This window comes from Variovorax sp. GW460-12-1-14-LB1 (assembly GCF_059423605.1).
The window spans coordinates 23,471-37,737 of record NZ_JBWKYF010000044.1; the positions used below are offsets into that span (position 1 = coordinate 23,471).

The following is a 14,267-nucleotide window of genomic DNA, read 5'->3' on the forward strand; positions in this document are numbered from 1 at the left end:
TCGTTTTTCCACGCTGCATATCTCGGCATGGACTCACCCTTTCGATCACGAGCAAAACACATGACCTCTCATTCCACTGTTCTCATCACGGGCGCCTCGACCGGCATTGGCGCCATCTATGCCGACCGCTTCGCACGCCGCGGCCACGACCTCGTGCTGGTGGCGCGCGACAAGGCGCGGCTGGAAACGCTCGCGGCGCGCCTGCGTGAGAAAACCGGCTCTGCCGTCGATATCCTTGCGGCCGACCTGACCCAACCCGGCGACCTGGCCGCCGTCGAGACGCGACTGCGCGAGGACGCCAGGATCGAGACCCTGATCAACAACGCCGGGGCCGCACTGTCCGGCCCGTTCATCGACCAGTCGACAGACGATGTCGCCCGCTTGGTCAGCCTCAACACCACCGCACTCGTGAGGCTGGCAAGCGCCATCGCCCCGCGCCTGGTGCAGGCCGGCAAAGGCGCGATCGTCAACATCGGCTCGGTGGTCGGCCTGGCGCCCGAGTTCGGCATGTCGGTCTACGGCGCGACCAAGGCCTTCGTGCTGTTCCTGTCCCAGGGGTTGAGCCTGGAGCTCACGCCCAAGGGTATCTACGTGCAGGCGGTGTTGCCGGCCGGCACCCGCACCGAGATCTGGGAGCGCGCGGGCATCGATACCCGTGCGATGCCTGACCTGATGGGAGTAGAAGAGCTGGTGGATGCCGCGCTGGCCGGATTCGACCGCCGTGAACTCGTGACCATCCCGCCGCTGCACGATGCCGCGCGCTGGGAAACGCTGAACACAGCACGTCAGGCCCTGGTCGCGGACATCCGGCAGGCGCATGTGGCAGAGCGTTATCGCACCGCCGCCTGATACGGAAAAAAACTCCAGAACTGAAGGAACAGCACATGACATTCCAGGCACTGCTCGCCAGCAAGATCGGCGACACCATTTCAACCAACCTGGTCGACTTCAAGGACAAGGACCTGATGCCGGGCGATGTCACCGTCGCGGTCGAGTACTCGACGGTGAACTACAAGGACGCGATGGCGCTCAGTGGCCGGTCACCGGTCATTCGCCAGTTTCCGCTGATTCCGGGCATCGACTTTGCCGGCGTCGTCGAGGCATCGACTTATCCCGGCATCGCAGCCGGCGACCGTGTGCTGGCCAACGGCTGGGGACTGAGCCAGACGCACCACGGCGGCTTTGCGCAGAAGGCGCGGGTGAGTGGTGATTGGCTGGTCAAGGTTCCCGAGGTGTTTTCGACCCGGGATGCCATGGCCATAGGCACCGCCGGGTACACCGCCATGCTGTCGGTGCTCGCGCTCGAGCATGGTGGCCTGACGCCCGAGCACGGCGACATCCTGGTGACGGGCGCCAATGGCGGCGCCGGCTCCGTGGCGATCGCGCTGCTGTCGAGCCTGGGCTATCGCGTGATCGCGTCGACCGGGCGTCTCGAGGAATCCGATTACCTGCGTGCGCTGGGCGCGGCGGACATCATCGACCGTCACACCCTGTCCGAAGCGGGCGCACCGATCGCCAAGGAGCGATGGGCCGGGGCCATCGATTCGGTCGGCAGCCATACCTTGGCAAACGTCCTGGCGCAGACCCGGTATCGCGGCGTGGTCGCGGCCTTCGGGCTCGCACAGGGCGCGGACCTGCCGGCATCCGTCCTGCCCTTCATCCTGCGCAACGTCACCCTCGCCGGTATCGACTCGGTCAATGCGCCGCAGCCTGCGCGGCTGCAGGCGTGGTCGCGTCTGGCCAGCGACCTGGACCTGGACAAGCTGGCACGGACCACCAAGGTGATCGGATTGGCAGAGGTTCCTGACGTTGCCAGCCAGGTACTCGCAGGGAAGGTCCAGGGGCGCACCATCGTGGATGTGAACGCCTGACCGGATCGCGCATGCCCTTCATCGACGCTCCCAACCTCTCGATCGATGTCGACGGGACTGCATTCGCGTACCGCGACCTGGGGCCGCGCGATGGCGTGCCTCTGGTCCTGCTCAACCACTGGGGCGCGGTCCTCGACAATTTCGACCCGCGGATCGTCGATGGACTTGCCCGCAGGCATCGCATCATCGCCATCGACTACCGAGGGATCGGCGCTTCAGGCGGAACAGCGCCTGTGACCATCGATGCGATGGCGCGGGATGCGATCGCGCTGGTCCACGCACTGGGCTTCGAGAAGATTGATCTGCTTGGCTTCTCCCTCGGAGGATTCGTGGCGCAGGACATCGTGCTGAAAGCCCCCGGCCTGGTGCGCCGACTCATCCTGACCGGCACAGGGCCGGCAGGCGGCACAGGCATCGAACGGGTCGGAGCGGTCTCCTGGCCGCTGATAGTCAAAGGCCTGCTGACGCTGCGGGATCCGAAGACCTTTCTGTTCTTCACCTCCACGGCCAACGGTCGTCAAGCCGCGAAAGCCTTCCTGGAGCGACTGAAGGAGCGCAAGGCGGATCGGGACAAGGGGCCGACGCCCCCTACCTTCCTGCGACAGCTGAAGGCCATCAAGGCCTGGGGCCGGCAGGTGCCCCAGGATCTGGGCGGCATCCGCATCCCTGTGTTGATTGCGAATGGCGACAACGACATCATGGTGCCCACTGTGAACAGCCATGACATGGCGCGTCGCATCCCAGGCTCGCAACTGGTCATCTACAAAGACGCTGGGCATGGCGGGATTTTCCAGTACCACGGCGAATTCGTGCCCAAGGCGCTGGCCTTTCTCAATGACTGAACGACGGCATCTTTTGCAACCGGCTTCAGGCCGACTTTCCCGACCGCCCCCTGTGGGGCGGGGCTGCCCAAAGCGCATTCAATCAAACACTCTGGAAAAAAGTCGCCCATGAAAGCGTTCATCATCGATCGTTACGGAAAGAATGAAGTTGGCCGCATCGGCGAAACGCCCGAGCCCGAGGTGCGGGACGATGACGTCCTGATCCAGATCCACGCGGCGAGCATCAATGCCCTGGACTCGAAGATCAAGAGCGGCGAATTCAAATTGATTCTTCCCTACCACTTCCCCCTGATCCTGGGCAACGACCTGGCCGGTACGGTTGAGCGGGTCGGCGCTCGCGTTCGCAGCTTCAAACCGGGCGACGAGGTCTATGCGCGCCCCGACGACGATCGCATCGGCACCTTCGCCGAGTTCATCGCCGTCAAGGAATCGTCGCTGGCGCTGAAGCCCAAGAATCTCAGCATGGTCGAGGCCGCATCCGTTCCTCTGGTGGCCCTGACCGCCTGGCAGGTGCTGGTCGAAACCGCCAAGCTGAAAAAAGGACAGAAGGTTCTGATCCATGCCGGCTCCGGCGGCGTCGGCACCATTGCCATCCAGCTTGCCAAGCATCTCGGGGCATTCGTGGCCACGACCACCAGCACGGCCAACGTCGCCTGGGTGAAGGCCTTGGGCGCGGACGTCGTCATCGATTACAAGCAGCAGGATTTCGCCACGGTGCTCCGCGACTACGACGTGGTGTTGAACAGCCTCGGCAACGGCGAGCTGAACAAATCCCTCCAGGTTCTCAAGCCGGGCGGGCATCTCATCTCCATCTCGGGGCCGCCCACCCCGGCGTTCGCCATCGCGCGAGGACTGGCCTGGCCGCTCAGGCAAGTGCTGCGCCTGTTGAGTTTCAGCATCAGGAACAAGGCAAAGAAGAACGGGGGCCACTACACCTTCGTCTTCATGCGGGCCGATGGGGCGCAGTTGCGAGAGATCACCGCCCTCATCGAGTCAGGCGCCATCCGCCCGGTCGTCGACAAAGTGTTCCCATTTCAGGACACCCACAAAGCGTTGGCCTACGTCGACAGTGGGCGCGCCAAGGGCAAGGTCGTGGTGCAAGTGGTGTAGCTGCCGCCTGCCTGCGCTAGCGTCTTTGATCAGGCCCTTGCCCCGCCGACTCAGGCCATCGCACGGCCGACGCGCAAGCCTCCGGTGGCCTTGGCGTTCTGTACCCGCTCTGCATGACCAGGAGATCGACCTTGAGTTCATACACAACCGCCCGCATCGGCAAGCGCGCACTGGTGACCGGCGCATCTAGCGGCATCGGTGCGGCCATCGACGCGTGGACCCACATTTTCGCTGACGCTTGAACCGCCTGTATTCCAACGCGCACGCCTGTGGTTCTGCGCATCGGTGCGCAGAAGCGGGTCAGCGTTCGATGGAAAAGTGGGGCCAATGAGCGTGGGAATCCACATCAAAGGCCTCCCGCAGAAACGCGGAGTTCGAAACCTTCGAGATCCCGAAGGACTTCGACTACGACGTGGCCGTCCCAGCGGACGACATCAGGGCGCCTGGTCACGCCGCAGCAAGCTGGTTGCGCGATCCTGCTCGCTTCAGTGACAACCCGCAGGGAGGCGCGCATCCTTCGCACGTTGCCAGCTCACTGCGCGTCGATCCTCATCCGCGAACCTGTAGGCTTCAACCGGCTCACGAGAAAATCCAGCAGTGCCCGATGCACCGCCGTGCTGTGCCGGCGCTCCAGGTACACAGCGGACAACCACATGTCGCTGCGAACGAACTCCGACAGCACGGGCACTAGTCGCCCGCTCTCGACGTAAGGCGCGAGCATCACCGAGGGCAAGTAGACAACGCCTGCGCCAAGCAGCGCCGCCTGGATGAGCGGACTGGCTTCCGTCGCATCCAACGGTCCACGGACCGGGACCTCGAGTGGCTGACCGTCGACTTCGAAGCGCCACTTGGGCAGCGGATTCAGATGGCTGCTGAACAGCGCGATGTGATGCGCAAGTTCGCCCGGATGAGCTGGCACACCATGCCTACGCCAGTAAACGGGAGCCGCGCAGACAGTGAGCTCCATCGATACCAGTTTTCGAACGATCAGGTTCTCATTGGCTGACGCGCCGAAGCGAAGCGCGATGTCGACGCCTTCCTCCGCAAGATCGACCATGCGGTTTGTGAGCACGAGACTGATGCTGACCTCCGGATAGTGGCCAAGAAAGGCGTTGATCAATGCCGGCAATTCGGTCAGTTCCATGCCGTAAGGCGCCGAGATGCGCACGCGCCCGCTGGGGATCCGCGCGCGGTCCTGGAGCTCGGCTTGCGTGACGTCGGCCAGTTCGAGCATGGGCCTGCTTCTTTCGAGCAGCAAGGCGCCAGCGTCCGTCAGGCTGACGGCATGGCTGGTCCGGTTCAGCAATCTGACACCGAACCGGCTCTCGAGTGCCGCGATGTATTTGCTGACGGTGCCCTTGGACAGCGAAAGATGCTTGGCCGTGCGGGAGAAGCTCCCCGAAGTGGCGACCTCGCTGAATGTGCGCAGGAGATCCAGGCTGTCCACAAATGTTCTCCTTCTTGTTGGTCAGGGCGACGCTCGGTACAAGCATCTCGGACAGGTGCTCAGACGAGCCCGAGTTTTTTCCTCAGGCTCGCATCCACCGGTCCCGCCGGCATGAAGCGGCGCAATTTCGTCAACAGAGACGCCTCCCCCGGCGGCGTGCAACGCATTCGCCACGGGCCCAGCGCCGCCTCGACGATGGTGCTCGCCACGCCGTGCGGCTCGGGCGCACTGCTCACGCTCTCGGCCACGGAGAGCGTCACCAGTTCGCGTTCGCGGTCATAGCCCGCGATCCGCGCCTTGACACGGGGCGCATTGGCATCGAGGTTGGTCCGGGTGAAGGCCGGCTGCACCAGCGTGGCACGAATGCCGAACTGGCGCACTTCATGGTCCAGCGACTCCGACAGCCCTTCCACTGCGTGCTTGGTGGCCGCATAGAGTCCCATGTACGGAGCCGGAAGCACACCGAGCACGGAACTCACGTTGACGATTCGCCCGCGGCGTTTTTCACGCATGTACGGGAGCACCGCGCGCGTCGTGCGGAGCATGCCGAAAACGTTGGTATCGAACAGCACTGCAGCCTCGGCTGTCGCGGTTTCCTCGACCGCGCCGATCATCATCATTCCCGCGTTGTTGACCAGCACGTCGATGCGCATGGCCCGGTCGATGACGGATTCGATGCCCCTCTGGACAGAGCCTTCGTCGCGGACGTCCATTTCGATGAACTCCACACCAGGCAGCGCGGGTGCCTTGCGCAACTCGCGAACGGTGCCGAAAACCCGGCAGCCTCGCGCCACGAACATTTCCGCGGCGGCACGTCCGATGCCCGAGGACGCGCCAGTCACTACGACGACTGATGAACTCGACATGACTGGTTCCTTCGATCTTGATGAATGATGATGAAGTGCATCAGTGCGCGGGCTGGGTCGCGTTGCCTGGCCTGATCCTGAACCAGATCGAATACATCGCCGGCAGGAACACCAGTGTCAGGATCGTCCCCGCGAAAGTGCCGCCGATCAGCGTGTACGCCAATGCGCCCCAGAACACCGAATGCGTCAGCGGAATGAACGCGAGGATCGCCGCCAACGCCGTCAGGATCACGGGCCGCGCTCGCTGCACCGTCGCCTCGACCACCGCGTGGAAAGGGTCCAGCCCCTCCTGCTCGTTGTGGTGGATCTGCCCCAGCAGAATCAGCGTGTTGCGCATCAGAATCCCCGACAGCGCGATGAGCCCAACCAGCGCATTGATGCCAAATGCCTGCTGGAAGATGAGCAGAGTTGGCACCACACCGATCAGTCCCAACGGGCTGGTAAGGAACACCATGACCATCGCCGACATCGAGCGCACCTGGAGAATGATGATCAGAAGCGTGACCGCCAGCATGATCGGGAACAGCGGCAGCATCGCCGCGGTCGCCTTCTCCGATTCCTCGATGGAGCCGGCCTGGACGATGCGGTAGCCCGCGGGCAGCTTTTCGATGATCGGCTGCAGCTGCTTGGTGATCGCGTTCGACACGTCCGGCGGCTGCGTTCCGTCGGCGATGTCGCCCTGCACCGTGATGGTGGGCACGCGGTCGCGTCGCCGCATGACCGGCTCTTCCATGCGCATCTCGACCTGGCCGACCTGCGACAGCGGAATGCGTTGACCGCCGGCACCGGCGAGCGTGAAGTCCGCGATGCGGGCCGGGTCGAGACGCGTGTCGCCCGCCGAACGGGCGACGACCTGCACGGTGCGGATGTCTTCGCGCACGGTCGTCACTGGCACGCCGCTCAAGAGGAACTGCAGTTGTTGCGCCACGGCATTGGAGCTTAGGCCCACGGCCTGCAGACGGTCCTGATTCAAGGTGAAGTGCAGCGCGGGCGTGCGGGTGCCCCAGTCGGTGCTGACGGTGCGCATCATCGGGCTCGCATCCATGACCTGACGCACGTCGGCCGCGATCTTCCGCAATTCGTTTGCATCCGACCCCGTGACACGGTAGGCCACCGGGAACGGCGAGTACGGGCCGAACACCAGTTGGGTCACCCGCAGCCGCGCCTCGGGCGCCAAGCCCTGCGCGATGGCCTCGCGCAGCCGCAGCTTCAGGGCGTCACGCTCTTCCTGGCTGGCTGTGCGGATGACGATCTTGGCGAAGGACGGGTCCGGGAGTTCCGGGCCCATGGCGAAGAAGAAGCGCGGTGCGCCCTGGCCGATATAGGAGGTGACAATCTGTGCCTCGGCTTGCTTAGACAGCCAGGCCTCGACTTTCGCCGTCGCGTCGCTGGTCTGCGTGATGGCCGTGCCATAGGGCATCTGCACCTCGACCAGGACCTCGGGACGGTCAGAGATCGGGAAGAACTGCTTCTTCACGACACCCATGCCGAGGATGGACAGCACGAACAGCGCGATCACGGCGCCTGCGACCAGCCACTTGCGTGCGATCACGCGCTCGAGCACGCGACGCAGGCGGTTGTAGCGCGGCGTGTCGTAGATCGCGGCGTGGCCGCCTTCGATTTTCTTGAGGTTCGGCAGCAGCTTCACGCCCAGGTACGGGGTGAACACCACCGCGACGACCCAGGAGGCGATCAGCGCGATGCCGACGATCCAGAACATGTTGCTCGTGTACTCGCCCGCAGTCGATGGTGCAAAGCCGTTGGGCATGAAGCCGACGGCGGTGACCAGCGTGCCCGAGAGCATCGGCGCCGCCGTGTGACTCCACGCATAGGCCGATGCAGCGATGTGGCTGTAGCCTTCTTCGATCTTCACCACCATCATCTCGATGGCGATGATGGCGTCGTCCACCAGCAGGCCCAGCGCCAGGATCAGCGAGCCGAGCGTGATGCGATCGAAGTTCTTGCCGGTGGCGGCCATGACCACGAAGACCACGGCCAGCGTGAGCGGCACGGCTGCAGCGACAACCAGGCCCGCGCGCCAGCCCATGCTCAGGAAGCTCACCAGCATCACGACCAGCAAGGCCGCGAAGAACTTCATCATGAATTCGTCGACCGATGCGGCGATGTTGACCGACTGGTCCGTGACCTTCGACAGGCTCAGGCCCAACGGCAGTTCGGCATTGATGGCGCGGGCTTCCGCGTCCAGCGACTTGCCCAGGTCGAGCCCGTTCCAACCCTCTTTCATCACGACGCCGATCAGCAGGGCCGGTTCGCCGCCGTTGCGGATCATGAAGGTGCTTGGGTCTTCATAGCCGCGCTTGACCGTGGCGACGTCCGACAGCTTCAGGGTGCGCCCTTGCGCGACCACCGGCGTGTCCCGGATCTTCTGCAAGGTGTCGAAGGCACCGTCCAGGCGAATGAAGACCTGCGGACCTTTGGTTTCTACCGACCCGGCCGGGCTCAGCGCATTCTGGGCATTGAGCGCGGCGAACACATCCTGCGGGCCGATGCCCAGTGTGGCCAGCCGGTCGTGCGCGAACTCGACGTAGATCCGTTCGGGCTGCTCGCCGGCGATGTTCACCTTCTTCACGCCCGGCACGTGCAGCAGCCGCTGGCGCAGCGTTTCCGCATCGCGCACCAGCACGCGCTGCGGCTCTCCCTTGGCCTTGAGTGCGAAGAGGGCGAAGGTGACGTCAGCGTACTCGTCGTTGATCATCGGGCCAATCACGCCCGCCGGAAGATTGCCCGCTTCGTCGCCGACCTTCTTTCGTGCTTGATAGAACTCTTCTTGCACCTTGGAGGGTGGCGTGCTGTCCTGCAAGGTCAGCGTGGTGAACGCGAGACCGGGCCGCGTGTAGGTTTCGGCGCGATCGTAGTAGCGCAGTTCCTGCAGGCGTTTCTCGACCTTCTCGGCGACCTGGTCCTGCATTTCCTGCGCCGTGGCGCCGGGCCAGGCCGTGATGATGGTCATCACCTTGATCGTGAAGGCCGGGTCTTCCGCGCGCCCCAGCTTGAAGAAAGCGACGAGGCCGGCCAGCGAGATCAGCAGGATCAGGAACAGGGTGATAGCGCGCTCACGGACTGCGAGCGCCGACAGATTGAAACGGCCTTCGCTCATGGACGGGCTCCGCCACCCGCAGGCGCCGCGGCCGCGCCGGCAACGCGCACCTCTTCACCCTCGCGCAGCAGGTGCGCGCCGAGTGCGATCACGCGATCGCCCTGCTTGAGCTCGCCCGTGATCTGGGCGCGGTCGTCTTCCAGCGACTCCACCGTTACCGGCTGCCAGTGCACCTTCGCCGGATCACCGGTGATGACCCAGACCCCCGGCGCCTTGCCGGCGTCGAACAGGGCGCCGATGGGCACCTGCACACCGTTCTTCGCGACGACCTTGCCATCCCCGACGTGAACCGTCACCGTGGCCCCGAGTGGCGCGTTGACCATCTCGCCATCAAGCACATAGCGCGCCTCGAAGGTCCGCGTGAGCTTGTCGGCTGCATCGGAGAGTTGCCTGAGCTTGACGGCCACCGCAACACCTTCCCTGCCGAACAGCGTGGCCTGGCCGACGGAGCCGATGACCGGACGTAGCGTTTCCGGCAACTGGACCACGGCCTCCCTGCGCCCGGCCTGCGCCAAGCGGACCACCGGCTGCCCGGGGTTGACGACCTGGCCAGGCTCGGCCAGCGTCTCGAGCACCGTGCCGTCTGCGTCGGCAACGAGTTCCGAATAACGATTGGAATTGCGCGCAACCTCGGCCTGCGCTTCGGCCGCACCGAGCTGGGCCTGGGCCGCATCCGCCGCCGCCTTGACCTGGTCGTACGCCGAGGCGGAAATGGCGCCGGTGCCGCGCAGATCGCGGTAACGCGCTTCTTCGTCGCTCGCCTGCTTTGCACGCGCCCGTGCAGCGCTGACAGCCTCCTGCTGGGCACGCGCCGCCAACCTCAGGTCGACCGGGTCGATGCGCATGAGCAACTGCCCGCGCTTGACCGTCTGGCCCGCGTCCACGAAGCGCTCCAGCACCTTTCCGGAGACGCGGAAACCCAGGTCGGTTTGAACCCGCGCGGCCACGGTGCCGGTGAACGAGCGCGATGCCGACGCGGCCGTCTGGACGGTGGCTGCGCGCACCAGCGGCGCCTGGGTGCGCGGATCGGGCGGCGCCTTGTCGTCGCAGGCGGCCAGCGCGAACGGCAAGGCGCAGACAAGTGCAGATGTAAGGAAGCGGCGCGAATGCATGAGGGGCCCATAGACGAATCGATCAGGACCCCGATTCTGATAACAGTGACCATTTTAGTCAATGGTCACGTCCGATTTATATCTTCAAGGAGATAGACTGCGCAGCACCAGACCCGACAGCTGGGCCGGCGCCTGGTCCGTGTAGTGAGCACTGAGCTGCAGGATCACGGGGTTGATATAGGGGTGCATGACCAGATAAATGGCCGCCGCCGCCTCGTCGATCGGCGTCTTGCGCTCGAAGTCGCCCGACTCGCGGCCCTGCTTCAGCAGCTCGATGAGCATCTGGCGGATGCACTCTTCATGGGCAATGGCCGACGGCCAGCGCTCGCTGGCCGCCGAGATGGCGATCTCGTAGAGCTTGCGGTCCTGGAAGAACAGGCGCAGGCCCAAATCGACAATGGCCTTGAACATACGGCGCAGCTTCTCGGGCGGGCTTTCGACCCCGTCGACCGCCACGCGGATGCCCTCCTGGATCTCGCGCAGGCAGTTCGCGCAGATCATTTCGCCAATCGCCTGCTTGGACTCGAAGAACTTGTAGATGTACGCCTTGGAGAAGCCGATGGCCTTGGCGAGGTCGGAAACCGTGGTCTTCTCGTACCCGTACTGGCTGAAGTGCTCGGTGGCCGCGACGACGATCTGCGCGCGCACGTCGTGATCGGCCGGCCCCCGCGCTACAGGCGGAGAAGAAGTTGCATTGCTCATGACCAGAGCTTACCGCCCGGACAAACAAACGACAACAAGTGACCATATTGAATTATAGTCACACACCTTTTCCTGTCCGCCGTCCCGGAGCAACCCATGTCCCAACGTACTCTTGCCCTGCCCCTGCTGTTCAGCCTCCTCGCAGGCTGCGCTGCCGGGCCTGACTATGTCCGACCTGCCCCGAGCCTGCCGGACCGCTTCATCGGCGAGACAGCCCTCGACCGGCGATCCGCCACGGCCAACGCCGAGCTGGTGGCGTGGTGGACCGGCTTCGGCGATGCACGACTGGCCCGCTATGTCGAACTCGCTCTGAAACAGAATCTTGACCTTGCACAGGCATCCGCCCGCGTGGCGCAGGCCCGGGCCGGGCTCGGTGCGGCGAATGCGGCACTGCTGCCTTCAGGCAATCTCGGCGGACAAGCCGCCAGGGCCTACCAGTCGGTGGAGACGCCGCTGGGCCAGGTGCTGAACTCGCAGCCAGGGTTCGATCGCTACGGCAACGCCTACGAAGCGAGTCTCGGCGCAAGCTGGGAGCTGGACATCTTCGGCGGCCTGCGCCGGGGACGCGAGGCAGCGCTGGCCGACTACCAGGCATCGGAGGCCGGCGCGACCGCCACGCGCCTGGCCGTGGCCGCGCAGACCGCAGACATCTACATCACGCTGCGCGGTCTACAGGCCCGCCTCGACGTGGCACGGCGGCAAGTCGCCACGCAGCAGGACCTGCTGTCGAAGATCAACCTCCTCTACGGCAAGGGGCTGGCCGCCGAACTCCAACTGAGGCAAGCCGAAGGTGCCCTGGCGCAGGTCCGTGCATCTGTGCCAGTGTTGGAGGCGGGCGAGGCCGCGGCCATGAACGCGCTCGACGTGATGCTGGGCGCGACGCCGGGCGCGCACCGCTCCGAATTGGCGGCGGGGGGTGTCATTCCTGTCGCACCGCGCATCGGCGCCACCGGATCACCCGGCGATTTGCTGCGGCGGCGGCCCGACCTGATCGCTGCCGAGCGGCGCCTTGCGGCATCGAACGCGCGCATTGGCGTGGCCATGGCCGAGTACTACCCGAAACTCTCACTGGGGGGAACGATCGGCAGCGCCACGTCCGTGGCCAGCGGCAATCTGTTCACCGGCGGCGCCAGCCAGGCTGCGGCCCTGCTCGGCCTGCGCTGGCGGCTGTTCGACTTCGGGCGCATCGACGCGCAGATTGCACTCGCCAAGGGGCAGGACGCGGAGTTGCTCGCAGCCTACCGGCTCGCTGCACTGCGTGCGACCGAAGACGTGGAGAACGCCTTCTCCGCCCTGGTCAAGCGTGAAGAACAAGCCGCCTTGCTCGCGCAGGGCGAGGCATCGCTCGGTCGCGCGCGAGGGGCATCGTTCGCGGCTTATCAGCGAGGTGTCGTCAGCCTGATCGAAGTGTTGCAGGCGGACGAGAGCCTGCTGCGCGTGGCCGATGCGAGAGCGCAGGCGCAAACGGAGTCGGCGCGCGCGGCGGTCAGCGCGTTCAAGGCGCTGGGCGGCGGCTGGCAGGCTGAGCCCCTCGAAGCGGTGGCCATCCGCTCGCATTGAGACACTGAATACGTCCCGGCAACCCGGGCGATCCGACAGACTCGCCCGTTGCGCTCGAAAACACCGGTTCGTCCGACCTCCACGCCGAAGGACAGAGAGACGCAGCGACATCGCACAGATGTACAGCTACAAACCTCCTGTGCCGCAGCACGAAGCGTGTGACTCTAGCGTCTTCCCCAATCTCCTCGGGCGAAGCCCCACACCGTCACTGCGGCGCCGACGATGGCGCCCCCAGCCACCAGCAGGAAGGCAGACTCGAGGCTGAGCCTCCCCGCGAACACCAGCGCCGCTGCGGACAGCGCGCACGCGAAGCGCAAGACACCGGCCGCGAGCGGCCAGCCGACGCGCCGCGCGCCCTGCCCCGCGAAATACAGTGACAACGCGACGGCAATGAAGCCGAACACCGGGCCCATCACCCTCAGGTACTGCTCCCCGACGGCCAATACGTCGGGGTCGCTCGCGAAGTGAGACATCCACAGTCCAGGAAAGAATGCCACGCCGAGGCCCAGCACTTCGAGCAACCCAGCAACGAACAATGCGTTCACCAGCGCAGCGCGCCGCGCACGCACCACATCGCCGGCGCCAATGCAGGTTCCAACCACGGTGACGGCGGCGGTGCCAAAGCCGAACATCACGGGAACCAGCAACATTTCCAGTCGAGACGCGATACCGTAGCCCGCGATCGTCGACACGTTGAAGGCGCCTGCAGCCGCTGTGATCGCGGCAATTGAAAGCGTCGTCATCGCCGCGTTGAGGGTCGACAGCAAGCCAACGCCAAGGATGGCACCGAAGTGATCACGCCGTAGCGGGTGCCGACGAAGTCGAAGCCTCGAGCCCGCGGATCGCATGGAGGCAACGATCGCCACGAGCGAGCCTGCACTGCACAACACCTGCGCCACGCCCGCACCGGCGACGCCCATCCGCGGAAACCCCAGCCAACCCAGGATCAGGACGGGAGAAATAATGAGCCCGACGCCAACGCCGCCGAGCATGATCAGTGCTGGAGTTCTGACGTTGCCCGCACCTCGCAAGGCTGACTGCAGCAACGTCGGAATCCAGAACAGCACCGCGCCGCCAAAGAGAATGTCCGAGTATCGAATCGCCTGCTGCAAGGACGCACCTGTTCCACCCAGTTCACGGTAGAGCATCGGACCCGCGGCGATCACAGCCAAGGCGAACAGTCCGCCTGCGATGATCGCGATCACGACGCTGTGCCACACGAGACTTTCGGCTTCGTCTTGCCGCCCGCCGCCGAGCGCCCGCGCGACCGCCGAAGAAACCCCGCCTCCGACACCGCCGTTGGAGACCATGGTCATAAGCAACATGACGGGCACGACTAACGAGGCCGCTGCGATAGCGTCGACACCCAGCCCGCTCACGAAGTAGGTTTCTGCCACGCTCAGCACCGTCTGCATGAGCATCACGGCGACCGTGGGCACCGCGAGGCGAATCAACAGCGGCAGCAGCGGCGCGTGCAGCAAGGGGTTGGCGACGCCCGAGTTGACCTTGGCGGGCAAAGGGGCTGGCTCCAAGGCTCTGGCGGCGTCAGCAGTGAGGGAAGTTGTCATCAGGTGTCCACCTTTGGCTGGCATGTGCGTGATGGGCACCCGCAACTCCGGGCTCTCCTGCCGACCGTTTT

11 protein-coding genes are annotated in these 14,267 nt (G+C 65.0%); 5 read left to right on the top strand and 6 right to left on the bottom strand.

Annotation, left to right across the window (positions count from 1 at the left end; translation table 11 throughout):
* Window positions 1-60 precede the first annotated feature (60 nt).
* The 4 genes from AC07Y4_RS21060 (at window position 61) to AC07Y4_RS21075 (ending at window position 3,823) form a co-directional block, all read left to right on the top strand.
* The gene (locus AC07Y4_RS21060) at window positions 61-849 is read left to right on the top strand and encodes an SDR family NAD(P)-dependent oxidoreductase (protein WP_487849973.1); all 789 of its coding nucleotides are present in this window, start codon (window positions 61-63) and stop codon (window positions 847-849) included.
* 35 nt (window positions 850-884) lie between these two features.
* On the top strand, window positions 885-1,871 hold the full coding sequence (gene acuI / locus AC07Y4_RS21065; protein ID WP_070059258.1) for an acrylyl-CoA reductase (NADPH): 987 nt from the start codon (window positions 885-887) through the stop codon (window positions 1,869-1,871).
* Between the two features lie 11 nt (window positions 1,872-1,882).
* The gene (locus AC07Y4_RS21070; protein ID WP_095744413.1) at window positions 1,883-2,713 is read left to right on the top strand and encodes an alpha/beta fold hydrolase; all 831 of its coding nucleotides are present in this window, start codon (window positions 1,883-1,885) and stop codon (window positions 2,711-2,713) included.
* 108 nt (window positions 2,714-2,821) lie between these two features.
* Window positions 2,822-3,823, top strand: a complete 1,002-nt coding sequence (locus AC07Y4_RS21075) for an NADP-dependent oxidoreductase (protein WP_070059260.1) — start codon at window positions 2,822-2,824, stop codon at window positions 3,821-3,823.
* 532 nt (window positions 3,824-4,355) lie between these two features.
* On the opposite strand, the gene AC07Y4_RS21080 is transcribed toward AC07Y4_RS21075, so the two are convergent.
* From AC07Y4_RS21080 to AC07Y4_RS21100, 5 genes are all read right to left on the bottom strand, one after another.
* The gene (locus tag AC07Y4_RS21080; RefSeq protein ID WP_487849972.1) at window positions 4,356-5,270 is read right to left on the bottom strand and encodes a LysR family transcriptional regulator; all 915 of its coding nucleotides are present in this window, start codon (window positions 5,268-5,270) and stop codon (window positions 4,356-4,358) included.
* Window positions 5,271-5,329: 59 nt separating this feature from the next.
* On the bottom strand, window positions 5,330-6,136 hold the full coding sequence (locus AC07Y4_RS21085; protein ID WP_070059262.1) for an oxidoreductase: 807 nt from the start codon (window positions 6,134-6,136) through the stop codon (window positions 5,330-5,332).
* A gap of 40 nt (window positions 6,137-6,176) precedes the next feature.
* Window positions 6,177-9,254 (bottom strand): efflux RND transporter permease subunit, encoded by a 3,078-nt coding sequence (locus tag AC07Y4_RS21090; protein WP_095744411.1) that lies wholly within the window; start codon window positions 9,252-9,254, stop codon window positions 6,177-6,179.
* Window positions 9,251-10,366, bottom strand: a complete 1,116-nt coding sequence (locus AC07Y4_RS21095) for an efflux RND transporter periplasmic adaptor subunit (RefSeq protein WP_070059264.1) — start codon at window positions 10,364-10,366, stop codon at window positions 9,251-9,253. The genes AC07Y4_RS21090 and AC07Y4_RS21095 overlap by 4 nt, the downstream gene beginning before the upstream one ends.
* 84 nt (window positions 10,367-10,450) lie before the next feature.
* Window positions 10,451-11,068 carry a TetR/AcrR family transcriptional regulator gene (locus AC07Y4_RS21100; RefSeq protein WP_070059265.1) on the bottom strand — a complete coding sequence of 206 codons (618 nt, stop codon included), beginning with the start codon at window positions 11,066-11,068 and terminating at the stop codon, window positions 10,451-10,453.
* Between the two features lie 96 nt (window positions 11,069-11,164).
* Between AC07Y4_RS21100 and AC07Y4_RS21105 the strand changes: the two genes are divergently transcribed.
* The gene (locus AC07Y4_RS21105) at window positions 11,165-12,628 is read left to right on the top strand and encodes an efflux transporter outer membrane subunit (RefSeq protein ID WP_487849971.1); all 1,464 of its coding nucleotides are present in this window, start codon (window positions 11,165-11,167) and stop codon (window positions 12,626-12,628) included.
* A 164-nt stretch (window positions 12,629-12,792) separates the two neighbouring features.
* Here the strand turns inward: AC07Y4_RS21105 and AC07Y4_RS21110 are convergent, their stop codons facing one another.
* Window positions 12,793-14,196 carry an MATE family efflux transporter gene (locus tag AC07Y4_RS21110; RefSeq protein WP_167394996.1) on the bottom strand — a complete coding sequence of 468 codons (1,404 nt, stop codon included), beginning with the start codon at window positions 14,194-14,196 and terminating at the stop codon, window positions 12,793-12,795.
* Window positions 14,197-14,267 lie beyond the last annotated feature (71 nt).

Coding starts and splice junctions, on each gene's coding strand:
- AC07Y4_RS21075 (WP_070059260.1), top strand. CDS start 2,822: ATGAAAGCGTTCATCATCGATCGTTACGGAAAGAATGAAGTTGGCCGC.
- AC07Y4_RS21105 (WP_487849971.1), top strand. CDS start 11,165: ATGTCCCAACGTACTCTTGCCCTGCCCCTGCTGTTCAGCCTCCTCGCA.
- AC07Y4_RS21085 (WP_070059262.1), bottom strand. CDS start 6,136: ATGTCGAGTTCATCAGTCGTCGTAGTGACTGGCGCGTCCTCGGGCATC.
- AC07Y4_RS21070 (WP_095744413.1), top strand. CDS start 1,883: ATGCCCTTCATCGACGCTCCCAACCTCTCGATCGATGTCGACGGGACT.
- AC07Y4_RS21110 (WP_167394996.1), bottom strand. CDS start 14,196: ATGACAACTTCCCTCACTGCTGACGCCGCCAGAGCCTTGGAGCCAGCC.
- AC07Y4_RS21100 (WP_070059265.1), bottom strand. CDS start 11,068: ATGAGCAATGCAACTTCTTCTCCGCCTGTAGCGCGGGGGCCGGCCGAT.
- AC07Y4_RS21060 (WP_487849973.1), top strand. CDS start 61: ATGACCTCTCATTCCACTGTTCTCATCACGGGCGCCTCGACCGGCATT.
- acuI (WP_070059258.1), top strand. CDS start 885: ATGACATTCCAGGCACTGCTCGCCAGCAAGATCGGCGACACCATTTCA.
- AC07Y4_RS21095 (WP_070059264.1), bottom strand. CDS start 10,366: ATGCATTCGCGCCGCTTCCTTACATCTGCACTTGTCTGCGCCTTGCCG.
- AC07Y4_RS21090 (WP_095744411.1), bottom strand. CDS start 9,254: ATGAGCGAAGGCCGTTTCAATCTGTCGGCGCTCGCAGTCCGTGAGCGC.